The following is a 20,955-nucleotide window of genomic DNA, read 5'->3' as shown; positions in this document are numbered from 1 at the left end:
CTCAGCCTGCCGCGGGGCCGTCGCCGCGCTGAAGGGCCGAGCGGTAGTAATCGACGAGCAGACCCATCATCTCCAGCGCCATCAGCCGGCCCTCGATCACCAGCGAGCGGCTGCTTTCATTCGAGACCTCGATCTTCGGCGTATCAAGCGCGGCCAGATGCAGAGCGACGATGTCGCGCGGGCCGGCGCCGCAATCGCCGATGGCCTTTACCAGCAGTTCCATCTTAGCCTGCGGTTTGGGGCGCTTTTCATGCTGGCGCAGGTAGTAATCCCGCAAGAGGCGGCGGTAGGCGATGACCTGATCCTCAAACTCCTGCGGCCGCCGCTCTTTCAGCGGTGCATCGCTGCCGGCGGGCCGGCCGGCAGCGGCGGGTGGCGCGTCGGCGGTGAGGGCCTGATAATGCGCCACCGTCTGCCGCAGCACGCGCAGCTCGGTCTCGCGGTGGCGGGTGACGGCATAGCCGATGGCGCGCTGTAGGTTGCGGGTGCGCAGCTCGCTCTTGCCCAGGTAATCCTGCGCGCCGGCGTTGATGCATTCCAGCGCCAGCTCGTCATCCTCCATGCCGGTGAGCACGATGATGGGGGCATTGTCGGTGACATTGCGCAAACGCTCGACGCTTTCGACGCCCACGGCATCGGGCAGGCGCAGATCGAGCAGGATCGCATCGGGCGACAGATTGCCCAGCATGTCGATGGCGCCGCGCATCGTGGCGGCGTGGTGCACGAGGTAGTCCTCTCGGTCGGCGGCGGAGAGAAACTCACGAATGAGTTCCGCGTCGCCCTCGTTGTCTTCGATCAGAAGGATCACCCGAATCGGGCGCACCTGCGACATGTCAGTACCGTTCGCTGCCATTGGGCGGCAGTTTCACCACGGTAAACCAGAACGATTCAAGCGTCTGCACGACCTTTTGAAACGAGACCAGGTCGATGGGCTTGGTCACATAGCAATTGGCGCCAAGCGCGTAGGATTCCGCAATATCGCGTTCGGCCGACGACGAGGTGAGAACGACGACGGGAATGGGCTTGAGCGCCGTATCCGTTTTGATTGCGGCCAGAATGTCCTTGCCGTTCACCCGCGGCACATTGAGATCGAGCAGGATCATATCTGGCGGAGAGGTGCCGGCGTATTCATCTTCGCCCCGCAAGTATTTGAGCGCGCTCACCCCATCGCTCACGACATCGAGGTCGAGATGCAGCCGGTCGCTGAGCAGAATCTCGCGGGCCAGCTCGGCATCGGCGGGATTATCCTCGATCATGAGAACGCGGATTGGGTCGACTTTCATGAGGCGAGCTCCGATTCAGGGGCGGCGGCGGGCAGGATGAAATGGAAGGTGGCGCCTGCGCCCGGCGTGCTTTCGGCCCAGATGCGCCCGCCATATTGCTCGACGATGCGCTTGCAGATCGCCAGCCCCAGGCCCGTGCCGGAATAATCGCCGCGGCCGTGAAGGCGCTGGAACATCTCGAAAATCTGCTCGGCCTCGCTGCTGTCGAAGCCGATGCCGTTGTCGGCGATGGTAAAGTGCCAGCCCTGGGCCACCTCTTCGGCCGTGATCTCGATACGCAGCGGGCCGCTTTCATGAAACTTCAGCGCATTGCTGATCAGGTTCTGGAACAGCCGGCCAAGATTGCCGGGGTTGGCGGTGACAACCGGCAGCTCGCCCACGGTGATCTCGGCGCCTGTCTCGCGGATCGTTGGGGCCAGCTCGGCCATCACACGGCGCAGGGCCGCAGAGGCATCGGTGGGCACGGGCGGCTCTTTGCGGCTGCCGACGCGCGAGTAGACGAGCAGGTCGTTGATCTGCTGCTGCATCCGCCGCGCCCCCTCGACCGCGAAGCCGATGTATCGCTGAGCGCGCTCATCCAGCTGGCCCTCGTAGCGCTGCGCCAGAAGCTCGGTGAAGCTCGCCACCATGCGCAGCGGCTCCTGCAGGTCGTGGCTGGCGACATAGGCGAATTGCTCGAGATCGGCGTTCGAGCGTTTCAGCTCGCGCTCGCGGGCCTTCAGCGCATCCATAGCCGCCTTGCGGTCGGAGATGTCGATGGAGGAGATGAGCAGGCGCGGGCCATCGGGCGTGTCGACGGGGGTGAGCGCGATCTCGACGGGGAAGGTGCTTCCGTCGGCGCGCAGGCCCAGCATGTCGCGGCCCTCGCCGCCGTGGGGAAGGCTAGGTTGAGCGGCCTCATCGCCGCTCTCCGGCTGGCTGCCCAGCCCGGGCAGGAGCATCTCGACCCGGCGGCCGATGAGCGCGTCGGGTGCATAACCGAACTGGCGCTCGACCTGCCGGTTCACCACATCGATCACGCCACGCTCGTCGATCAGCACCTTCCCGATAGGTGAGGCCTCGACGAGGATGCGCAAGGTCTCCTGCGCGGCCCGCATCGCGCCGATGTCGCGGGCGATGGCCGAGACGCCGGTGACCTCGCCGCCCGCCGCGCGAACGGGCGAATAGGTTAGCGAAAGGGCAATCGGGGCGGCGGTGTCGAAGCGGCGCCAGTCCTCCTGCTGCAGGCTGAGCCGCTCGCCGGCGAGGGCGCGGCCGATGGTTTCTGCCAGGCGAGGGCGGTTTGGCGCGGCGACCAGCGTCTCGATGGGCTGGCCGATCATCTGCTGGGCGGAGGCACCGAACATCTGCTCGGCGGCGCGGTTCCAGCGGGTGATGCGGCCCTCGGGCGTGCAGGTGAAGATGGCGTCGTTCGCGCCCTCAATCACCTCTTCATACCATTGGCCGCGCTCGATGTGATCGGCGAAGGCCCGGGCGAGGGCGCCCACCTCGCCGGCAGCGGTGACGGGCAGATCGGCGGGCTGGCCGCGGGCGGCATTCTGCACGGCATGGGTGATCTGGTCGATGGGGCGCGAGAGCGAGCGGGCGATCAGCATGGCGAGTAGCGCGGCGAGCACCGCCACGAGGCCACCGCCGATCAGCGCACTGCGCCCGATGCTGAAACTGCCGAGCAGCCGGGCCACGGGCGTGGCGCGGATGACGGTGACCCGCGGCCCGCCTGCCAGCGCTACCGTGGCCCAGCCGGCGCCGATACGTGTGCCATCGGCAAAGGTGCTGCGCGCGGTGCCCGAGAGGTGGCCCTGAACGGCTTCGGCCAGGGCCGGCTCGGCATCTGCAAGGCGGTAAGGCGCACCGAACTCGAAGCGGTATTCGCGCGTGGGATCGGGGTGGAGCAGGAAGTCGCCGGTATTGTTCACCAGATAGGTGTAGGGCGGCCCGCCACGCGAGCGCAGCGCATCCAGCCTGTCGCGCATGTCGAGGTTGAGGATGATGAAGCCGACATCGGCCCCCGCCGGCGCCCGCAGCGGCGCGGCGATGCGCAGCACCGGGTGCAGCGGCACCTCCACCTCGCCAAGCTCGCGGTTGAGATCGAGGCGAGAGACGTAGACGGTGCCGGCCGGCAGATCCATCGTCGCCGCCACATAGTCGCGATTGCTCTTGTCCTGCAGGGCCTCGGGGCCGGCGCGGCGGGGCGGCTCGCCGGCCGAGGCACGGTCGACGCGCACAAGCTCCTGCCCCGAGGCGCTGATCAGCCGGAGCTGCAGGATAGCGGGGCTTGCGGCGAGCTCGGCCATGAAGAGCCGGGCGAGCTCGTCATACCAATCCTCTGTCGTCAGGCCGCGCTGCGGGTCGGTGCCGCCATTGGCTTGGGTGCGCGCGATGCCGGCGGCGATTCCGGAGTTTGCGATGGCCTGCACATCCTGGCGGGCGCTGTCGGCGTAGATCTTCAGCGAGTCGGCGAGCTGGGCGGAATTGGTGCCGAAGAAGGCAAGCGCCTGGGGCACGATGGCGGCACGAGCGGAATAGTAGACGAGCAGGCCGACGGAGAGTGCCGTCAACAGAACCAGGCCGACCATGGGCGCCATCAGGCGCGTAGACATCCGCATGCGCGCTAAGCCACTAGGAAACAGAAACTCGGTCTTGATAAATAATCATACGAAAGCGCTAACAATCGCGCAACCGCGACGCGGGGTTGCCGGCCGGCCCGTGTCAACGGATCACCGGCATCTCGACGATGCGCCAGTAGCTGTCGAGCGTGTCGACCAGAGCCAGAAAATCCGCGCCGGCCCGTTGCTTGGTGATGTAGCCGGCGACGTGGTTCTGCATGGCGATGCAGAGGTCGCGGTCATCGCGTGAGGTGGTCATCATGAAGATGGTATGGCCGTGCAGGCGCGCGTCTGCCCGGACGGCGGAGACGAATTCATGGCCGTTCATCCGCGGCATGTTGATGTCGACCAGCAGCAGAAAGGGCTGATCGGGCAGGGTATCTATCCGCTCGCGCAGCATGGTCAGCGCCTCTAACCCATCGCGGGCGCGGACAATGGGGTTGGCGATGCGGCTGCGGTCAAAGGCGCGGCGCACGGCCTTGGCATCGCCATCGTCATCTTCGACGAGCAGCAGGTTGAGGGGGCGCGACGGGGCTCCCTTCGGCTCAAGCGCCGTCATGCTCATGCGGCTTTCTCCGTACTTTGCAACGATGTGCGGTTCGGTAGCGTGACGCGGAACAGGCTGCCGCGCCCCGGCTCGGATGTGAGGCGGATCTCGCCGCCGGCGACCTCGACATGCTTGCGCACGATGGCAAGGCCGATGCCGCTGCCTTCGACGGCGTCGCGGGGGCGAAGGGTCTGGAAAATGGCGAAGACCTTCTCGTGGAATTCTGGCGGAATGCCCGGACCGTCATCCTCGACAGTGAAGACCAGCTGGTCGCCTTCGTCGCGCCCGTCGATCTGCACGCGGCCGGGCGGGCCATCGTGGTGTTTGATGGCGTTGGAGACGAGGTTGAGCAGGATTGTATGCACCGGCAAGCGCGGCAGGGTGAGTGCCGCGAATTGAGCCGTCGCCGTCACCTCGATGCCGGGGCGCTGCGGGGCGAGGGCGAGGATGTCGTCGAACAGCTGCCGGCCCGAGACGGGCTCTGCCGGCGCATCGATGCGGCCGATGCGCGAGTGTTCGAGCAGATCGTCGAGCAGCCGCTCCATCCGGGCGACACGGCCGCGCAGCATCTCCATGCTCTCGCGGGTATCGTCGGTCAGGTGAGGCTCAAGGTCTTCCGCCAGCCAGCGGGAGGCATTGTCGATCACTCGCAGCGGCGCCTTCAGATCGTGCGATGCGATATAGGCGAAGCTGTCTAGCTCGTCGTTCGAGCGCTCGAGATCGGCCTTGGCGCGCTGCAGTTCGCTCACCAGCCGGGCCTGCGCCGCCTCGGCGGCCTTGCGCAACGAGATGTCACGCATCAGCCAGATGAAGGTGCGCCGGTCGGCGACGCGGGTTTCGCTGACCGAGACGTCGAGCTGCAGAACCTCCCCAGAGCTGTGCCGCCCGATCCTCTCACCCGCCACCGGCAGCGGCGCACCGGGGCCTGCCTGGGGCAGCATGTCCGTCAGGGAGGCGCCGGTCAGCTCTGCCGGCGTGCAGCCAAAAAGGGCGCAAAAGGCCGGGTTGGCCGCCTGGATGGTGCCGGTGGCATCGGCGATGACGATGCCATCCGCTGCCGCCTCCAGCACAGCCTGGGCCCGGGCGGTGCGCTCGATCAGGTCATTGGTGAGGCGGTCGAACGCCGCTGCGAGATCGCCGATTTCATCGCCATGGGTGTAGCTGGGGGCGATAGGTTTGCCGAAGTCGCGGGGCGCCGTGATGACCTGCGTCAACCGTCGCAGCGGCGCGGTGAGGGCGAAGCCGGCGACGAGGCTGCCGCCGAGCGAGGCGCACAGCAACAGGGCGGCGAGCGCCAGCCCGCGCTGCAGCCCCTCGCGCGCTGGGGCGAGCAGCAGCGACATGGGCGCGATGGCGGTCACGGCAATTGAGGCACCGCCGGGCTGGATGGGCCGGGTGAGGCGGTACGCAGCCTTGCCATCCGCCAGCGAAAACCCGTCTGACACGACCGCACTGCCGGTTGCATCAGCCACGGGCACGGGTAGGTCGACCTCGAGCGTATGACCGGGGGTGACGGCGTCCTGGGCGGCCGAGATGAGGGATTCGTAGAGGCCGTTGATGACGATGGCGCCGAAGATCTGCCCCTCGGCATTGGCCACGGGATAGATGGCACGGATCATTGCAACCTCGCCTGGCGCGATTCGGCCGTTCTCGCGATTGAGCGAAACCTCGGTGAAGAAGGGGGTCAGGCTTTGCCGCTCGGCGAGCTCGCGCATATAGGGCTCTTCGGCCTTTTGCTGCAGCTCATCCGGGCTGCGGGCGATGATACCCAATGGATCTGGCGCCCTGTCGACGCGCACCAGCTCGCGCCCGGCATCGGCGAGGCCGATATAGCGGATCTGCGCGTAATCGGGGCGCTGCCGCAGCAGAGCGATAAAGATCGTCTGCAGCCGGCCCCGCCAGATAGCGATTGAGGAGCCGTCGAGCGGGTCGAGGCCGGCAGCATCGGCTGCGGCGCGGCGAATACCGTCAACCGGCGGCGTGCCGGCGAGCACGGCTGCATCCTGGATCATGGTGGTGAGCGGCCCTTCCAGCCGGTCGGCGAGGATGGTCGCCTCCGTCTCCAGCGTCTGCAGGGCTGCCTGTTCGGCGAAGGAGGCCGCATTGCGATAGGTGGCGAGGGCGACGGGGATGGCGGAGAACAGGCTGGCCATGGCGACGAGCAGGGCGAACTTCGCGCGCAGCGAGCGCAGCTTCGGCCTTCGGCGCAACAATCTGGTGGCGACGGGACGCGGATGTTCTGGACGCTGCGCCATACGATCCTCTCGCTCCCCCGCCATCAATCATAACCAGTCGAGTTTTATGCGGCGTTACTTCTGCCCGCCTGTTCTGCGGCCTCGCGCGGAGCAGGCGGCAGTGTGAACGAGAAGGTGGCCCCGGCGCCCGGCACCGAGCGGCACCAAATGCGCCCGCCGATCCGCTCAACGATCTTGCGGCAGGTGGCGAGGCCGATGCCGGAACCGGGGATCTCTTCCTGGCCATGCAGGCGGGTGAAGGAGTCGAAGATCCGTTCAGCATCCTCCTCGGCAATGCCAATGCCTTCGTCGCTGACGGAAATGACGGGCCAGCCCTGCTCGGGCACCTCTGCCGAGACGGTGATGCGCGGCGGGCGGGGGCCGGAATATTTAAGGGCGTTGCCGACAAGGTTCTGGAACAGCTGGATATATTGCGTCTCGTCGCCCATCGCGGTCGGCAGCGGCTCTGCGGTGATGCGGGCGCCCGCCTCGCCTATGTCCAGCGTGAGATTGGCGAGCGCGCCGCTCAGCGCCTCGCCGAGCGGCACGGGCGCTTCTTTCACCGGGGTATCGACAGCGACATGCAGGGCAAGTGTGTCGATCAGCGCGACCATTCGGTCGCAGAGGCTGGCCATGCGGCTGGCATCTTCGACGAGGCTGTCGGTGGCGCCGGCGGCGAGATCCTCCTGCATTGCGCGGGCGAGATAGGCGCTCAGCCGGGCAGGGGCTTTCAGGTCGTGAGCGAGGGCGTGGGCGAAGGTCTCAAGCTCTTTCTTCTTCGCGGCGAGGCGCCGGCGCATGGCGGCAAGGTCGAGCGCCCGCTCCACCACGCGGCGCAGGGTGCGCGGGGTGATCTCGCGTTTCGGCAGGTAATCGACGGCGCCCTGTTTGATCGCCTCTGCCGCGATACGCTCGTCGCCGAGGCCGGTCATGATGATGACCGGGGTGTCGGGCCAACGCTTGGCCATGTCCTGCATCACGGTCAGACCGTCACATCCGGGCAGGAAGAAATCGACGAAGGCCAGCGCGATGTCGGGCCCGACATTGGCGCGGGCATCTGCAATGCCGGTCGCCTCGATCACCTCATCCGCGACATCAGACTGCGCCAGAGCCCGGCGTACCAGCTTGCGGTCGGCAGCGTCGTCATCGAGGATCAGCAGGCGCATTCTCTCGGTTCTCCTGGGCAGCTGCACTCCGGCCTAGGGGGCCATGGTTAACCCTCGGTTGCCATCGCGGGCTAATTCAGCAGGCCGACCGGGCCCTCCGCCTCGCCCGACTGCGCCTTCACGAAGGCTTCGAGCGTGGCGGAGAGGCTGGCAAGCTCTTGCAGGGCACGCTCCTGTGCGATGCCCTGGCGGGCCGGGCCGTGCAGCTCTTCGATGAGCTGCCGCATGAGCCGGCTGGCTGGCTTCAGCTGGGCGAGGCCGCTCTGGCTGACAGGGCGGGGCGGCGGCGACAGGGCCTTGCCCGTCAGCGCCTCGGCAATCGCCTCACCGAGGCTGCGCGCGGTGAGGCTGTGCTTGTCGAGGCAATTGTACGAGCCTTCCTTCATCGCGGCGACGGCGATCTCTGCCGGGCAGTCGCCAGCAATGACGATAGGCCGCGCGGCCGCTTGCAGCGGGTGGTGGCGCAGGCTGCGCAGCGCATCCAGCCCGGTGCCTTCGGGCAGGGAATAGTCGAGCAGCGCGATGTCGATGCATTCGTCGTCGAGCGCCGCCTCGAATTCCGCCAGCGAGGCCGCGAACTCCGTCTCGACCACGTTGGTGGCATGGACGAGCAGGCGGGCGATGCGCATTCGGTCGACCTCGCTGTCATCCAGCACCAGCACACGCAGGTGGCGCGGTGCTGCCGGCGCTGTCGCAACAAGGCGCAGGGGCGGGGAAGGTTCTGGCAAGTCGATGATCTTGAGCGTCTCCATCATGTCATCCCTTTCATGACGAGGTAATCTGGCAGCGCCGGCTCATGCCGGCAGGGGCACAAGGCTGAGGTATCGTTCGATCAGCTCCATCGCGGCGCGAAACTCCTGCGGCGAGGCGCCCTTTCTGAGGTAGCCGGCGACATTGCGCTCGTAGGCGGCGGCGACGTCGCGGGGCGAGTCGGAGCTGGAAAGCATGAAGACCACGATGGGCTTGAGCGCTTCATCGCGGCGCAGCACGTCGAGCAGCTCCAGCCCGCTCATCCGCGGCATCGAAATGTCGAGCAGCAGCAGCACGGGCCCGCGGAGCGCGGCCTTGCCGCCGGTGCCACGCAGGTGGTCGAGCGCCTCGGCGGCGCTGGCGGCGGCCACGATGGGGTTTGGCAGGCCGATGCGCGAAATGGCCCGTTCGATGGCCATGATGCAGACGGTGTCGTCATCGACGATGAGAATGGTGGCAAGGCCCATGACCCCTCCGGCACTGGGGCAGGCACGGCGCACACCGGCTGCCCGAACTGTTCTGTGCCGCTAGGATTCCATGGGGCCGTTAGCCGAGTGTGAACACTTGGGCGCGAGAATGTGGCGGAATTTAGCAAGTGCGCGAGGAGCCAACGATGTCTGTGCGGGAAGAGGTTAGCGCCGCGAAGGCGCCTGCAATCATTAGCGAAAAACCGGTTGCCCTCCGGCCACCGCCGCGGCGCGACTCGCCCGTCCGGCGCCGGGTGGAGCCACCGCTGGAGGATGACCTTGCCGCAATCGTCTATCGACTCAGCCACGATCTGCGCGCCCCGGCCCGCGCGCTCCATGATTTGCCCGGCTGGGTGGAGGAGGACCTCTCCGCCGCCGGCATCGCGCTGCCCGGGCAAGTGGGCCGCTATCTTGAGTTGATGCGCCGCCAGGCCGGGCGCATGCATGGCTTAATCGCCGATCTGCTCACCTACAGCCGCATCGGCCGTATGCAGGAAGCGGTGGAGATCGACATGGCCGGTGCCGTGGCCGACACGCTGCGCCGGCTGGATGTGCCCCGCAGCTTCGAGATCGCTGTCACCATTGCGCCCGGCGCGCGGCCGCGGCTGGGGCCGACGGATGTCGACCGATTGCTCGGCGCGCTGATCTCGAATGCCGTGCGTCACCACCACAGCGGCACGGGGCGCATCGGCATCGATGTCGCCCCGCTGGAAGAGGGGCTGCGCCTGACAGTCACCGACGATGGCCCCGGCATTGCCCCCGAAGACCGCGAGCGGGCTTTCGAATTCATGACGACGCTGCGCTCGCGCGACGAGGTAGAAGGCAGCGGCATGGGCCTGCCCATCGCCGAGCGCATCTGCGAGGTCTATGGCGGCGAGCTCACGCTGGAGAGCCTGCCAGAGCGCCAGGGATGCCAGTTCACGGCCACGCTGCTGCACCCACCGCCGGAGATGCTGCAATAACCCGCCGCCGCGCCTGACCAGGGTGGCTTTCGCCGCTGCCCGGGGGCGGCTAGTCTCGCCGCGTCAGTGACGAAAGCGAGCGGCGATGCCCATCATCCATATCCTGAATGGCCCGAACCTCAACCTGCTCGGCAAGCGCCAGCCCGAGATCTACGGCGCCGAGACCCTGGCGGATGTCGAGGCTGCCTGCCGGGCGCTGGGCGACGAGCTGGGGCTGGAGCTGCACTTCGCGCAGGACAATTACGAAGGCGGTCTCGTCGAAAAGGTGCATGCGGCGCGCGGCGATGCGGCGGGGATCATCATTAACCCCGGGGCCTATTCGCACACCTCCATCGCGCTGCTCGACGCGCTGAACACCTTCGAAGGCAAGGTGGTGGAGGTGCACATCAGCAATATCCACAAGCGCGAGGCGTTCCGCCACCATTCCTACGTCTCCTCCCGCGCCGAGGCGGTGATCGCCGGATGCGGCACGCAGGGCTATCAGCTGGCGCTGCGGCATATGGCACTGCTGATGGGGTAGGGTGGCGCTGCACCGCACCCACCCTAAAGGGCGGTTTCATTTTCGGTTTACAAATCCGACCAATTCACTAGGACTCCTCCGCAACGCCCCAGCCCGGCACATCAGGAGTCTGCCCATGCGCCTCATCCTCGCGACATCCGCCCTCGCTCTCACCGCCACCGCTGCCTTCGCGCAGACCCCTCAGGAGGTGGGCGAGACCTATGCCGACATCGCCCGGGCCGCCTATGCCGACGCACTGGATGGCGCCGAGACCCTGCAGACCGCCGTCGACGCGCTGATCGCCGACCCCTCGGAAGAAACCCTCGCCGCCGCGCGCGAGGCCTGGATCGGCGCCCGTCCCGCCTACATGCAGACCGAGGTCTTCCGCTTCTCCAACCCGATCGTCGACGATTGGGAGGGCCGCGTTAACGCCTGGCCGCTCGATGAGGGCCTGATCGACTATGTCGACGCCTCCTACTTCGGCGGCGCCGAGAATTCCTTCGCCGATCTCAACGTCATCGCCTCCCCGAGCTTCACGCTGAACGGCGAAGAGGTGGATGCCACCGAGATCACGCCCGCGCTGCTCGAAGAGACGCTGCAAGAGGCCGGCGGCAATGAGGCCAACGTCGCCACCGGCTATCACGCCGTCGAATTCCTGCTCTGGGGGCAGGATCTGGTAGCCGATGCCGATGCGGCGGGCGACCGGCCCTATACCGATTTCGTCACCGGCGAGGAGTGCACCGGCGGCAACTGCGACCGCCGCGTCGCCTATCTCTCCACGGCCACCGACCTGCTCGTCTCCGACCTCGCCTATATGGCGGGTGAATGGGAAGAGGGCGGCGCTGCCCGCACCGAGGTGCTGGGCGATGCCGACCCCGCCGTGCGCATCCTCACAGGCATGGGCAGCCTGGCCTATGGCGAGATGGCGGGCGAGCGCATCAAGCTCGGCCTGCTGCTGCAGGACCCCGAGGAAGAGCACGATTGCTTCTCCGACAACACGCCCGCCAGCCATTATGGCGACGTGCTGGGCATCGCGAATGTCTGGTACGGTGCCTATACCGGCCCCGATGGCGAAGGCGTGCAGGGCACCGGCCTGCAGGATCTGGTCGAAGCCGCAGACCCTGACCTGGCCGAGACTTTCACCGCCGAGCTCGAAGCCGCCCTGGCCAGCGCGGAAGATCTCGTCGCTCGCGCCGCCGGCGACAGCGCCTATGACATGATGCTTGTGAAGGTCGATGACGAGGGCAACGCCGTCATCGACCAGCTGGTCGACGATCTCGTCGCCATGTCGCAGAGCATCGAGCGCATGTCCGCCGCGCTTGACGTCTCGGGCGTGGTGATGGAAGGCAGCGACGCTCTCGACGACGAGTCCGCCGTCTTCGAATAGGCCCGCAAGACCACATCCAGGGGCATCTATATGCGCCATACCGGCTCTTTCACGCTCATCGCCGCCCTCGCCATTGCGGGGGCGGCTGCCGCTCAGACCGCCCCCGAGGCGGCCCCGCAAGGGGGCGAAGAGGCGGCGGCGCTGCCCGATCTGCAGGCCGCGCTTCTGCCCCGCACGGCGGAAGAGGCCGCGCGCATCGCCACCGTCACGGCGCCCACGGATGACTTCACAGCTCCCGAAACCTTCGAGGCTCTGCCGGGCGGCGCCGCCACCGTGCGCGCCAGCCCCACAAGCGACGCATTCTCTGAGCCTTCCGACAATCTCGATGGCGAGGGGCGCATGAACTTCGCCCTCGGCAACGGGCTCTTCCGCAAGGTCTGGGTCTCGTCGCCCTCGTCGACGCAGGCCTCCGACGGGCTCGGGCCGCTCTACAACGCCCGCGCCTGCCAGCTCTGCCACGTGAAAGACGCCCGCGGCCATCCCGCCGCCGAGGGCGACAACCAGGTCGCTCTGTTTCTGCGCCTCTCGGTGCCGGACCCCGACACCGCCATCGAAGAGATCGCCGGCTGGATCGGCACGGCGCCAGACCCTGTTTATGGCGGCCAGCTTCAAAATTTTGCGCTGCCCGGCATTCCAGCCGAAGGGCGCCTCTCGATCGATTACGAGCCTGTCGAGGTCACCCTCAATGGCGGCGAAACCATCACCCTGCAGGCCCCGCACTACAGCCTCGCAAACCTCGCCTATGGCGAAGCAGCGGAGGACGTGATGCTCTCGCCCCGTGTCGCACCGCAGATGATTGGTCTCGGCCTGCTCGAGGCAATCCCGGCGGCCGACATCCTCGCCCATGCCGACCCGGACGACGCCGATGGCGACGGCATCTCGGGCCGTCCTTCAGTTGTCTGGTCGCTGGAACACGACACGCCCATGCTCGGCCGCTTCGGCTACAAGGGCGGCACGCCCACCGTCTCCGAGCAATCGGCGCGGGCGTTCCTCGGCGACATGGGGCTCTCGACGCCCGATCTTCCCAGCCCCGCCGGCGAATGCACGGCAGCGCAGGTCGATTGCCTCGCCGCGCCCACCGGCGTCGACAGCCCGGCGCCGGGCGAGGATGACGCCGAAGAGCTGGCCAGCCCGCTGGCCGAAGAAGGTGCCGCGCCCACCGGGGTTGAGGTCTCGCAGGAGGCGCTCGATCTCGTCGCGCATTACGCCCGCAACCTCGCCGTGCCGGCCCGGCGCGATCTGGATGCGCCCGAGGTGCTGCAGGGCAAGGAAGTCTTCTACGAGGCCGGCTGCCCCGCTTGCCACGTGCCCAAATTCGTCACCGGCCGGACAGAGCCTGCGACGGCGCAGAGCTTCCAGCTCATCTGGCCCTATACCGACCTGCTGCTGCACGACATGGGGCCGGGCCTGGCGGACAACCGCCCAGAGGGCGTGGCGACGGGCAGCGAATGGCGCACCGCCCCGCTTTGGGGTATCGGGCTGACGGAGCTTGTCACCGGCCGGCAGAGCTATCTGCACGATGGCCGGGCGGCGAGCCTGCTTGAGGCGGTGCTCTGGCATGGTGGCGAGGCGCAGGCGGCGCGGGACCGCGTGGTGGAGCTGTCGCCAGACGACCGTGACGCCCTTGTGGCCTTTCTGGAGTCTCTGTGATGCGTGCCTTGGTTCTCTCTGCCCTGACGGGTCTGGCTGTCACAGCCGCCGCGCCGGCCAGCGCCGATCCGGTGATCGACCGCGTGGTCGACACGGTGATCCTGCCGCAGGTGGAAACCTTCGCGCGCCGCACCGACGCGCTGGCCCAGGCGGCAGAGCTGGATTGCACCGCGCTCAGCCCGGTGCTGCGGGCGCTGTGGGGCCAGTCGATGGACGCCTGGCTGCAGGTGCAGGATTTCCGCTTCGGCCCGATGCAATCGACCGGCCTGCGTGAGGCCATCGCCTTCTGGCCCGATGAGCGCGGCTTTCGGCCCCGCGCCATCAACCGGGCGATGAACGGCCCGGCACCGGAGAGCGCGGCTGAGATGGCCGAGGCGCCGATCTCGCTGCGCGGGCTCTATGCAATCGAGGCGATGCTCTACGATCCGCGCTTCAACGAATATCCCGATGGCAGCGAGGGCTGCACGCTGATGCGGCTCATGACGGAAGATCTTGCCGCCAACGCCGCCGAGCTGGCGGCGGAGTGGCAAGACTTCGCCCCGGTGATGAAGGGGGCGGAGGCGGGCAACGCCACCTATTTCAACGCCGCCGAGGCGCGGCAGGCGCTCTTCACCGCGCTCGTCGTCTCGATGCAGTTCGACATTCTGGAGCGGCTGGGCCTGCCGCTCGGTACGGGGGAAGAAACGCGGCCCGAACTGGCGGAGGGCCGGCTCTCCGAACGGACTCTGGAGAACCTCATTCAGTCGACTCGCGGTCACGAGACTTTCGTGATGGCGCTGATCACTGACCCGTCCGACCGGCAGGAGCTCGCGGCGGATTTCGACGATCTGCGCGAGCGGCTTGCCAATATCGAGGATCCGACGCTGGAGAGCGTGTCCGAGCCCGCCGGGCGCTTCATGGTGGATGTCGCCGCCACTTCCTACGATGCCCTCTGGGCCAAGGTGAACACCATCCTGTCCGAAGAGCTGGGCGTGACCATGGGCGTGGTCGGCTTCGACGGAGACTGAGCACCCATGCCAAGCCGCCGCGCCTTCCTTGCCACGCTCGCCGCCAGCGCCTCTGGCGCACGACTGGGCTGGGCCGCCGCGGGCGCGCCGCGCTTTCTGGCGGCGGCGCGGCTGGCGGATGGCTCCTTCGATCTGGTCGGGCTTCGCGGCACCGGCGATGCCGTCTTTCGCGTGCCGCTGCCGGAGCGTGGCCATGCCGGCGCCGGCCACCCGGTGCGCGCCGAGGCGGTGGTCTTCGGCCGGCGACCGGGCACCTATGCGCTGGTCGTCGATTGCGCGCTCGGTGTGGTGATGCGCGAGCTGACGCCGCCGGAGGGGCATGTGTTCAACGGCCATGGCTCTTACCTCGATGGCGGCCGGCTGCTGATCACCACCGAGCAGCGCACGGCAGACAGCGCCGGGCGGCTGGGCCTGTGGGATGCCACGGATGGCTACACGCGGCTCGGCGAAGTCGACAGCCACGGGCTTGGGCCGCACGAAGCGCGGGTGATGGCCGATGGCGTGACGATTGCCGTCGCCAATGGTGGCATCAACACCGAAGACGGCCGCGACATGCTCAACATCGACAGCATGGAGCCGAACCTGGCCTATCTGACGCTGAACGGCGGCCTGCAGGAGCGGGTGGAGCTACCGGAGCTGCGGCAGAACTCCATTCGCCACATTGCCTTCGCTGCCGGCGGCGTGACGGCCTTCGCCATGCAATGGGTCGGGGCCGAGGATCAGGCACCGCCGCTCCTTGGGTTGCACCGGCGCGGCGAAGAGCCGGTGCTTTGCACGGCGCCGGGGGCCGAGCAGCGGGCGCTGCAGAATTACACCGGCACGGTGAATGTCTCCGGCGACGGGCGCGAAGTGGGGATCACCTCGACGCCCGGCGGGGTGCTACACCGGTACGGGCTGGACGGGGCCTTCCTCGGCTCAGTCACCCGGGCGAGGCTGATGGGCCTGGCGCCTCTGCCGGGCGGCTTTCTGACGACGGACGAGCAGGGCGGGCTGATGGCGGTGGAGGGCGGCGCGGCGCGACCGCTCGCGAAGCATGACGAGATCTGGGACAACCATCTGATCACGCTTTGATTTTGCGCGGCGGGTTTCGTCCGCCGCCGCCCAACCGTTCGGCTCCCTCCCGCGCCCGGAATCAAGCCGAAGGCGCCGGGCGAGCGCCTGCCCGTTCCGGCGCGGCGACCGGGGCGCCAAGATGGTCTTGGCCTAGGCCTCGTCACTCTCGGCCGGACCCTCGACCTGCTCCTTGAAGCGGGCGAAGAAATCCTCCGACATCTTGCGGGCGAAGCCGCCGACGACGCGGTTGCCGAGCTGGGCGAGTTTGCCGCCGACCTTCGCCTCAACGTCATAGGCCAGCTCGGTGCCCTCGGGCACATCGACCAGCACCACGGCGGCGGCGCCCTTGGCGAAGCCGGCGACGCCGCCCTTGCCTTCGCCGACCAGCCGGTAACTGACGCCCGACACGATATCCTCCAGCGTAACACCGCCTTTGAAGGTGGCCTTCACCGGCCCGACCTTCTGCACGACGACAGCTTCGAAGCCTTCTTCGGCCGAGCCGGTCAGCTCCTGGCAGCCGGGAATGCAGGCCTTCAGCGTTTCCGCATCATTCAGCTTGTCCCAGACCAGCGCGCGGGGCGCGGCGATTGTGACTGTTCCGTCGAGTTCCATGAATTGTCCCTGTCTGCCTTCCCGAAAGTTCTGCGGGGGCGCGGCGTGATTGGCAAGCCGGCAGGCGCGCTGTCACGCGATCTGCAGGCTGCGCTCGCGGCGGATGACCATGAGAATGGCGACCAGTGAAATGACGCTGGAGATGGCCATGATCCATTGCAGCGGCATGGCGCTGGCCGAGCCGCCGAGCAGCCAGCCGGCGAGGGCCGACATCACTGCACCGCCGCCGATGGCGATGGCAGTGCCGAGGCCCGAGGCCGTGCCCGCAAGCTCCGGCCGGACAGAGAGCGAGCCAGCGGTGGCCGAAGGCATCATCAGGCCGTTGCCGATGCCGAGAAGCGGCATGAAGCCGAAGAACAGCAGAGGCGAGGGCTCGAAGATCATCGCGGCCACCAGCGCGGCGCCGAGCCCGATGGTCGAGGTGAGCGTGCCGGCCAGGCACATGGCGTTGATGCCGGCACGCACGGCGAAGCGGCCGGTGATGAAGTTGCCTAAGGCATACCCAAGGGCAGGGGAGCCAACCGCGATGCCCGTGAGCATGGGCGACAGGCCGAAGAGATCGTTGGCGACATAGCTCGCCCCGCCCAGCAGCGCGAAGAACGAGCCCGAGCCTGCGGCGGCGCAGATGACATAGCCCCAGAAGCGGCGCGATTGCAGCAGCTCGGGGTAGTTCTTCACCTGATCTCTGAAGCTCACACCCTTGCCGGCCAGCGTCTCGCCCTGGTCGCGCCAGCAGAGCACGACCATGCCGAAGGCACAGAGGCCGAGGAACCAGAAGACGGGGCGCCAGCCAAGGGCCTCGTCGATGGTGCCGCCGATGGTGGGGGCGAGCATCGGCACCAGCGCCATGCCCATGGTGACATAGCCGAGCATCGAGGCGGCCTGCTCGGCGGGCACCATGTCGCGCACGATGGCACGGGAGAGCGCCATGCACGCGGCGACGACGGCCTGCAGCATGCGGAAGGCGAGGAAGATGCCGATGGTGGGGGCAAGGGCGCAGCCGATGGTGGCGAAGAAGAAGATGATCAGCGAGCCGATCACCACCTTGCGGCGGCCGAACCGGTCGGAAATCGGGCCGATGGCCAGTTGCACCAGCGCCGTCACCCCGAGGTAGCCGGAGACGGCGAGCTGCATCACGCCGTAATTCGCCCCGTATTCGCGCGCCATGGCGGCCAGCGACGGCAGGAAGATCGACGTCGACAGCGCCGACATCGAGGCGATGAGCGTGAGCGTGAAGATATGGGGCGGCGTGGTGCGGTCGAGGAACCGAACGACGGGTGGGGCGGCATTCATTACTGAGGGTTAGGGTCTGGCGGAGCCCGGGTCAATCGCGGCCGGTGCAAGGAAGATCACCCCGGCGCCGAGCGCGATGAGCGAGAAGCCGAGAATATGCGCGGGGCGGATCGGCTCACCCAGCCAGAGGGCCGAGAAGCCGCAGAAGATGGTCAGCGAGATGACCTCCTGGATGGTCTTGAGCTCGGTCGCCGAGAAGCGGCCGTGACCGATGCGGTTGGCCGGCACCTGCAGGACATATTCGAAGAAGGCGATGCCCCAGGAGATCAGGATGACGAGAACGAGGGGCGCGGCCTTGAACTTCAGATGCCCATACCAGGCGAAGGTCATGAAGAGGTTGGATGCGGTGAGCAGGCCGATGGTGACGAGGGGGATGGGGAGGGTCATGGGGGTGTTCCGGGCACCGGCGGCGCGCCGGCGCGCGGAGGATAGGGCCGGGCGGGGACCGGCGGAAGGGCCGCTGGCGCGGCCGCTGCCCGGGCCCGCCTCCCGCCCGCCCACCCCGGCGCGCCCGGGCAGCGCAGCGAGATGAGCAGGCGGAGGAGAGGGTGGCGGGCGCTGCTGGGGGGCGCAGCCCCCCGCCTGCGGCTCCCCCCGGAGTATTTGGAAGAAAGCGAGAGGGGCTAAGGCGCCGGCAGCACCGGCTTTTTCCTTTGGGGCGGAGGGTGTAGCAGGCTAAAGGAGAAGAGGGAGCGCAGGGAGACGAGGCATGCAGGAGATTGCGGCGGAGCTGGAGGCGCGGAGGGCCGAGGCCCGGGCCGGCGGCGGCGAGGCGCGGGTGGCCGCGCAGCACGCCAAGGGCAAGCTGACGGCCCGCGAGCGGATCGAGCTGTTGCTCGATGAGGGCTCCTTCGAGGAATTCGACATGTTCGTCGCCCATCGCTGCACCGATTTCGGCATGGCGGCGCAGCGCCCGGCCGGCGACGGGGTTGTGACCGGCTGGGGCACGGTCAATGGGCGGATGGTCTACGTCTACAGCCAGGATTTCACCGTCTTCGGCGGCTCGCTGAGCGAGACGCATGCCCAGAAGATCTGCAAGATCATGGACATGGCGATGCAGAACGGCGCGCCGGTGATCGGGCTGAACGACAGCGGCGGCGCCCGCATCCAGGAGGGCGTGGCGAGCCTTGCCGGCTATGCCGAGGTTTTCCAGCGCAACATCATGGCGAGCGGGGTGGTGCCGCAGATCAGCGTCATCATGGGGCCCTGTGCGGGCGGGGCCGTCTATTCGCCGGCGATGACCGACTTCATCTTCATGGTGAAGGACAGCAGCTACATGTTCGTCACCGGGCCGGACGTGGTGAAGACCGTTACCAACGAGGTGGTCACGGCCGAGGAGCTGGGCGGGGCGACGACGCATACGCGCCGCAGCTCGGTGGCCGATGGGGCCTATGAAAACGACGTCGAAGCGCTGGAAGAGGTGCGCAGGCTGGTGGATTTCCTGCCGCTGTCGAACCGCGAGAAGCCGCCGGTGCGGCCGTTTCACGATACGGTCGACAGGGTGGAGCCGAGCCTCGACACGCTGATCCCGGAGAACCCGAACCAGCCCTATGACATGAAGGAGCTGATTACGAAGCTCGCGGACGAGGGCGATTTCTTCGAGATTCAGGCCGAGTTCGCCAAGAACATTGTGACCGGCTTCATCCGGATGGAAGGGCGGAGCGTGGGTGTCGTGGCGAACCAGCCGATGGTGCTGGCGGGGTGCCTGGATATCGACGCTTCCCGCAAAGCCGCCCGGTTCGTGCGGTTCTGCGATGCTTTCGAGATTCCGCTGCTGACGCTGGTGGATGTGCCGGGCTTCATGCCGGGGACGGCGCAGGAGTTTGGCGGGGTCATCAAGCACGGGGCGAAGCTGCTCTTTGCCTATGGCGAGGCGACGGTGCCGAAGGTCACGCTGATCACCCGCAAGGCCTATGGCGGGGCCTATGATGTGATGTCTTCCAAGCACTTACGGGGCGACTTTAACTATGCCTGGCCCACGGCGGAGATCGCCGTGATGGGGGCCAAGGGGGCCGTTGAGATCCTCTACCGCAGCGAGCTGGGCCAGCCTGAGAAGATCGCGGCGCGCACGAAGGAATATGAAGACCGCTTTGCCAACCCCTTTGTGGCGGCGGAGCGCGGGTTCATCGACGAGGTGATCCAGCCGCATGGCACCCGCAAGCGGCTCTGCCGGGCCTTTGCCTCGCTCAGAGGCAAGCAGCAGAGCATTCCATGGAAGAAACACGATAACATCCCGCTGTAACATGTTGAACAGGTACACTCTTTCTCTGGCTATCCTGCTGGCCGCGCCCGCCGCCGCCCAGAACGTCGCCGCGCCTTCGGGCCAGCCGTGGCGCATCTTTGACGTGGTGCTCGAACAGGGCGGGCCGGCGCGGTTGCGCTTCGTCTCGGAAGGGCTGACGGAGGGGGATTTCGAGGAGGTCTCGGGAGATTTCCTCTGGCTTTGCGACAATCTCGCCCTGCCTGCGCTGGCCGAGAATGGCGTGGTGCCGGGAGAGGTGATTATCTCGGTCGCCGACCGGGAGTTGCCCTTCGGCGTGCCCGACGCGGAGGCGGTGCAGTTTTTTGAAGGTTTTCGGGTGGAAGACGGCGCCTGCGTGTGGGAACTGTTCTGATGGAAAAACACCGCGGTTTCCCCTCCCGCCTGACGGGGACAGATCACCAGTTCACCATTCGCCGCGCCAACAAGGCCGGGGCCACGAAGATCACCGCCCGAGAGCGGTATCGCGACCGGCGCCACGCCGACCGGATGGCCGATCTCTACTTCATGGCCGCGCTCTGGGAGCAGTTCGGCGAAGAGCCCTTCGTGCGCGGCAACCTCGATGCCGGGCGCCTGTCATGGCTGTTCGGCCGCGAGGTGGTGCCGGCCGAGGAGGAGTTCGACCCCGAAAGCTACGACGCGCTGCTGAGAATCGACCGCGCCCGGGCGGAGGTGAGCTTCCCCGAGGTGTTCGAGTGACACCGGCGGGCGGGGCGCTTCGGCCACATTCCTGGCGCCGAACCGGGTCTTCCGGCCGCTCTCAACCCCTTGCTGCGGCGCAGCTTCGCCGATTTCCGCCGGTTGTTATTGCTTTACAGCCACAGATAGGGCCTCTGTCTTGGCGGGCGACTTGCCGCATGGCAGGATCGCATCAGCTTGAGGCCAAATCGACAGGAGAAGATCCATGCTCAAGATGCTCAAAGTCACCGTTATCGTTGCCGCTGGTGCCGGCGCCGTGTCTGGCTGCGCCTATGACACCACCCGTACCTCGGGCGCCGATTGCGCCGCCATCGGTGCCGGCCTCTATGCCGGCTCGCAGATGCTCAACGGCGCCGATGCGCGCGAAGCCGTCGGCGCTGCCGCGCTGGGTGCCGGCGCCGGTGCCATCGCCAACGCCGCGGGCGCCTGCTGAGGCCGTTCGCCGGGCGGCCAAGCGCCGCCTGAGCCATAAGAGTGGAA

21 protein-coding genes are annotated in these 20,955 nt (G+C 67.5%); 10 read left to right on the top strand and 11 right to left on the bottom strand.

Annotated elements, in window-relative coordinates:
- Nucleotide 1: 1 nt before the first annotated feature.
- The 8 genes from ACXN5S_RS05530 to ACXN5S_RS05495 form a co-directional block, all read right to left on the bottom strand.
- Complete coding sequence (locus tag ACXN5S_RS05530; RefSeq protein ID WP_458604406.1) at nucleotides 2-853, bottom strand: response regulator; 852 nt, start codon at nucleotides 851-853, stop codon at nucleotides 2-4.
- Nucleotides 834-1,283, bottom strand: coding sequence for a response regulator (locus ACXN5S_RS05525; RefSeq protein ID WP_458604405.1), 450 nt, complete (start codon nucleotides 1,281-1,283; stop codon nucleotides 834-836). Before ACXN5S_RS05525 ends, ACXN5S_RS05530 begins: the two co-directional genes overlap by 20 nt.
- A complete protein-coding gene (locus ACXN5S_RS05520; RefSeq protein WP_458604404.1) occupies nucleotides 1,280-3,889 on the bottom strand; it encodes a PAS domain S-box protein in 2,610 nt (869 codons plus the stop codon). The genes ACXN5S_RS05525 and ACXN5S_RS05520 overlap by 4 nt, the downstream gene beginning before the upstream one ends.
- Nucleotides 3,890-3,992: 103 nt before the next feature.
- Complete coding sequence (locus ACXN5S_RS05515) at nucleotides 3,993-4,454, bottom strand: response regulator (protein WP_458604403.1); 462 nt, start codon at nucleotides 4,452-4,454, stop codon at nucleotides 3,993-3,995.
- Nucleotides 4,451-6,691 carry an ATP-binding protein gene (locus ACXN5S_RS05510; RefSeq protein ID WP_458604402.1) on the bottom strand — a complete coding sequence of 747 codons (2,241 nt, stop codon included), beginning with the start codon at nucleotides 6,689-6,691 and terminating at the stop codon, nucleotides 4,451-4,453. The genes ACXN5S_RS05515 and ACXN5S_RS05510 overlap by 4 nt, the downstream gene beginning before the upstream one ends.
- A 44-nt stretch (nucleotides 6,692-6,735) precedes the next feature.
- A complete protein-coding gene (locus tag ACXN5S_RS05505; RefSeq protein WP_458604401.1) occupies nucleotides 6,736-7,836 on the bottom strand; it encodes a sensor histidine kinase in 1,101 nt (366 codons plus the stop codon).
- 71 nt (nucleotides 7,837-7,907) lie between these two features.
- On the bottom strand, nucleotides 7,908-8,591 hold the full coding sequence (locus ACXN5S_RS05500; RefSeq protein WP_458604400.1) for a response regulator: 684 nt from the start codon (nucleotides 8,589-8,591) through the stop codon (nucleotides 7,908-7,910).
- 39 nt (nucleotides 8,592-8,630) lie between these two features.
- Nucleotides 8,631-9,053, bottom strand: a complete 423-nt coding sequence (locus tag ACXN5S_RS05495; protein WP_458604399.1) for a response regulator — start codon at nucleotides 9,051-9,053, stop codon at nucleotides 8,631-8,633.
- A 254-nt stretch (nucleotides 9,054-9,307) separates the two neighbouring features.
- On the opposite strand from ACXN5S_RS05495, the gene ACXN5S_RS05490 reads away from it, so the two are divergent.
- The 6 genes from ACXN5S_RS05490 (at nucleotide 9,308) to ACXN5S_RS05465 (ending at nucleotide 15,629) form a co-directional block, all read left to right on the top strand.
- A complete protein-coding gene (locus tag ACXN5S_RS05490; protein WP_458604398.1) occupies nucleotides 9,308-10,015 on the top strand; it encodes a sensor histidine kinase in 708 nt (235 codons plus the stop codon).
- 85 nt (nucleotides 10,016-10,100) lie between these two features.
- Nucleotides 10,101-10,535 carry a type II 3-dehydroquinate dehydratase gene (aroQ, locus tag ACXN5S_RS05485; RefSeq protein ID WP_458604397.1) on the top strand — a complete coding sequence of 145 codons (435 nt, stop codon included), beginning with the start codon at nucleotides 10,101-10,103 and terminating at the stop codon, nucleotides 10,533-10,535.
- A 115-nt stretch (nucleotides 10,536-10,650) separates the two neighbouring features.
- Nucleotides 10,651-11,901: an imelysin family protein gene (locus ACXN5S_RS05480; protein WP_458604396.1), complete on the top strand. Its 1,251-nt coding sequence runs from the start codon at nucleotides 10,651-10,653 to the stop codon at nucleotides 11,899-11,901.
- Nucleotides 11,902-11,931: 30 nt separating this feature from the next.
- Nucleotides 11,932-13,551, top strand: coding sequence for a di-heme oxidoreductase family protein (locus ACXN5S_RS05475; RefSeq protein ID WP_458604395.1), 1,620 nt, complete (start codon nucleotides 11,932-11,934; stop codon nucleotides 13,549-13,551).
- A complete protein-coding gene (locus tag ACXN5S_RS05470; RefSeq protein ID WP_458604394.1) occupies nucleotides 13,551-14,558 on the top strand; it encodes an imelysin family protein in 1,008 nt (335 codons plus the stop codon). The genes ACXN5S_RS05475 and ACXN5S_RS05470 overlap by 1 nt, the downstream gene beginning before the upstream one ends.
- Nucleotides 14,559-14,564: 6 nt before the next feature.
- Nucleotides 14,565-15,629, top strand: coding sequence for a DUF1513 domain-containing protein (locus ACXN5S_RS05465; RefSeq protein WP_458604393.1), 1,065 nt, complete (start codon nucleotides 14,565-14,567; stop codon nucleotides 15,627-15,629).
- Nucleotides 15,630-15,761: 132 nt separating this feature from the next.
- Here the strand turns inward: ACXN5S_RS05465 and ACXN5S_RS05460 are convergent, their stop codons facing one another.
- The 3 genes from ACXN5S_RS05460 to ACXN5S_RS05450 form a co-directional block, all read right to left on the bottom strand.
- Nucleotides 15,762-16,223 (bottom strand): CoxG family protein, encoded by a 462-nt coding sequence (locus ACXN5S_RS05460; protein ID WP_458604392.1) that lies wholly within the window; start codon nucleotides 16,221-16,223, stop codon nucleotides 15,762-15,764.
- A gap of 72 nt (nucleotides 16,224-16,295) precedes the next feature.
- Nucleotides 16,296-17,516 carry a multidrug effflux MFS transporter gene (locus tag ACXN5S_RS05455; RefSeq protein ID WP_458604391.1) on the bottom strand — a complete coding sequence of 407 codons (1,221 nt, stop codon included), beginning with the start codon at nucleotides 17,514-17,516 and terminating at the stop codon, nucleotides 16,296-16,298.
- Between the two features lie 9 nt (nucleotides 17,517-17,525).
- Nucleotides 17,526-17,903: a DMT family protein gene (locus ACXN5S_RS05450; RefSeq protein WP_458604390.1), complete on the bottom strand. Its 378-nt coding sequence runs from the start codon at nucleotides 17,901-17,903 to the stop codon at nucleotides 17,526-17,528.
- 322 nt (nucleotides 17,904-18,225) lie between these two features.
- On the opposite strand from ACXN5S_RS05450, the gene ACXN5S_RS05445 reads away from it, so the two are divergent.
- The 4 genes from ACXN5S_RS05445 (at nucleotide 18,226) to ACXN5S_RS05430 (ending at nucleotide 20,908) form a co-directional block, all read left to right on the top strand.
- Nucleotides 18,226-19,758, top strand: coding sequence for an acyl-CoA carboxylase subunit beta (locus ACXN5S_RS05445; RefSeq protein ID WP_458604389.1), 1,533 nt, complete (start codon nucleotides 18,226-18,228; stop codon nucleotides 19,756-19,758).
- A 1-nt stretch (nucleotide 19,759) separates the two neighbouring features.
- Nucleotides 19,760-20,131 (top strand): DUF6497 family protein, encoded by a 372-nt coding sequence (locus ACXN5S_RS05440; RefSeq protein WP_458604388.1) that lies wholly within the window; start codon nucleotides 19,760-19,762, stop codon nucleotides 20,129-20,131.
- The gene (locus tag ACXN5S_RS05435; protein ID WP_458604387.1) at nucleotides 20,131-20,475 is read left to right on the top strand and encodes a hypothetical protein; all 345 of its coding nucleotides are present in this window, start codon (nucleotides 20,131-20,133) and stop codon (nucleotides 20,473-20,475) included. Before ACXN5S_RS05440 ends, ACXN5S_RS05435 begins: the two co-directional genes overlap by 1 nt.
- Before the next feature lie 205 nt (nucleotides 20,476-20,680).
- Nucleotides 20,681-20,908, top strand: coding sequence for a hypothetical protein (locus ACXN5S_RS05430; RefSeq protein ID WP_458604386.1), 228 nt, complete (start codon nucleotides 20,681-20,683; stop codon nucleotides 20,906-20,908).
- Nucleotides 20,909-20,955 lie beyond the last annotated feature (47 nt).

It is taken from the genome of Pseudoroseicyclus sp. H15 (assembly GCF_054353345.1).
The sequence above is the reverse complement of the archived record's forward strand: the minus strand, read 5'-3'. Positions and strand labels throughout refer to the sequence as shown.

What these genes read in the sequence shown, in the direction of transcription:
- ACXN5S_RS05530 (WP_458604406.1), bottom strand. Translation starts at nt 853, where the DNA reads ATGGCAGCGAACGGTACTGACATGTCGCAGGTGCGCCCGATTCGGGTG.
- ACXN5S_RS05525 (WP_458604405.1), bottom strand. Translation starts at nt 1,283, where the DNA reads ATGAAAGTCGACCCAATCCGCGTTCTCATGATCGAGGATAATCCCGCC.
- ACXN5S_RS05520 (WP_458604404.1), bottom strand. Translation starts at nt 3,889, where the DNA reads ATGCGGATGTCTACGCGCCTGATGGCGCCCATGGTCGGCCTGGTTCTG.
- ACXN5S_RS05515 (WP_458604403.1), bottom strand. Translation starts at nt 4,454, where the DNA reads ATGAGCATGACGGCGCTTGAGCCGAAGGGAGCCCCGTCGCGCCCCCTC.
- ACXN5S_RS05510 (WP_458604402.1), bottom strand. Translation starts at nt 6,691, where the DNA reads ATGGCGCAGCGTCCAGAACATCCGCGTCCCGTCGCCACCAGATTGTTG.
- ACXN5S_RS05505 (WP_458604401.1), bottom strand. Translation starts at nt 7,836, where the DNA reads ATGCGCCTGCTGATCCTCGATGACGACGCTGCCGACCGCAAGCTGGTA.
- ACXN5S_RS05500 (WP_458604400.1), bottom strand. Translation starts at nt 8,591, where the DNA reads ATGATGGAGACGCTCAAGATCATCGACTTGCCAGAACCTTCCCCGCCC.
- ACXN5S_RS05495 (WP_458604399.1), bottom strand. Translation starts at nt 9,053, where the DNA reads ATGGGCCTTGCCACCATTCTCATCGTCGATGACGACACCGTCTGCATC.
- aroQ (WP_458604397.1), top strand. Translation starts at nt 10,101, where the DNA reads ATGCCCATCATCCATATCCTGAATGGCCCGAACCTCAACCTGCTCGGC.
- ACXN5S_RS05480 (WP_458604396.1), top strand. Translation starts at nt 10,651, where the DNA reads ATGCGCCTCATCCTCGCGACATCCGCCCTCGCTCTCACCGCCACCGCT.
- ACXN5S_RS05475 (WP_458604395.1), top strand. Translation starts at nt 11,932, where the DNA reads ATGCGCCATACCGGCTCTTTCACGCTCATCGCCGCCCTCGCCATTGCG.
- ACXN5S_RS05470 (WP_458604394.1), top strand. Translation starts at nt 13,551, where the DNA reads ATGCGTGCCTTGGTTCTCTCTGCCCTGACGGGTCTGGCTGTCACAGCC.
- ACXN5S_RS05465 (WP_458604393.1), top strand. Translation starts at nt 14,565, where the DNA reads ATGCCAAGCCGCCGCGCCTTCCTTGCCACGCTCGCCGCCAGCGCCTCT.
- ACXN5S_RS05460 (WP_458604392.1), bottom strand. Translation starts at nt 16,223, where the DNA reads ATGGAACTCGACGGAACAGTCACAATCGCCGCGCCCCGCGCGCTGGTC.
- ACXN5S_RS05455 (WP_458604391.1), bottom strand. Translation starts at nt 17,516, where the DNA reads ATGAATGCCGCCCCACCCGTCGTTCGGTTCCTCGACCGCACCACGCCG.
- ACXN5S_RS05450 (WP_458604390.1), bottom strand. Translation starts at nt 17,903, where the DNA reads ATGACCCTCCCCATCCCCCTCGTCACCATCGGCCTGCTCACCGCATCC.
- ACXN5S_RS05445 (WP_458604389.1), top strand. Translation starts at nt 18,226, where the DNA reads ATGCAGGAGATTGCGGCGGAGCTGGAGGCGCGGAGGGCCGAGGCCCGG.
- ACXN5S_RS05440 (WP_458604388.1), top strand. Translation starts at nt 19,760, where the DNA reads ATGTTGAACAGGTACACTCTTTCTCTGGCTATCCTGCTGGCCGCGCCC.
- ACXN5S_RS05435 (WP_458604387.1), top strand. Translation starts at nt 20,131, where the DNA reads ATGGAAAAACACCGCGGTTTCCCCTCCCGCCTGACGGGGACAGATCAC.
- ACXN5S_RS05430 (WP_458604386.1), top strand. Translation starts at nt 20,681, where the DNA reads ATGCTCAAGATGCTCAAAGTCACCGTTATCGTTGCCGCTGGTGCCGGC.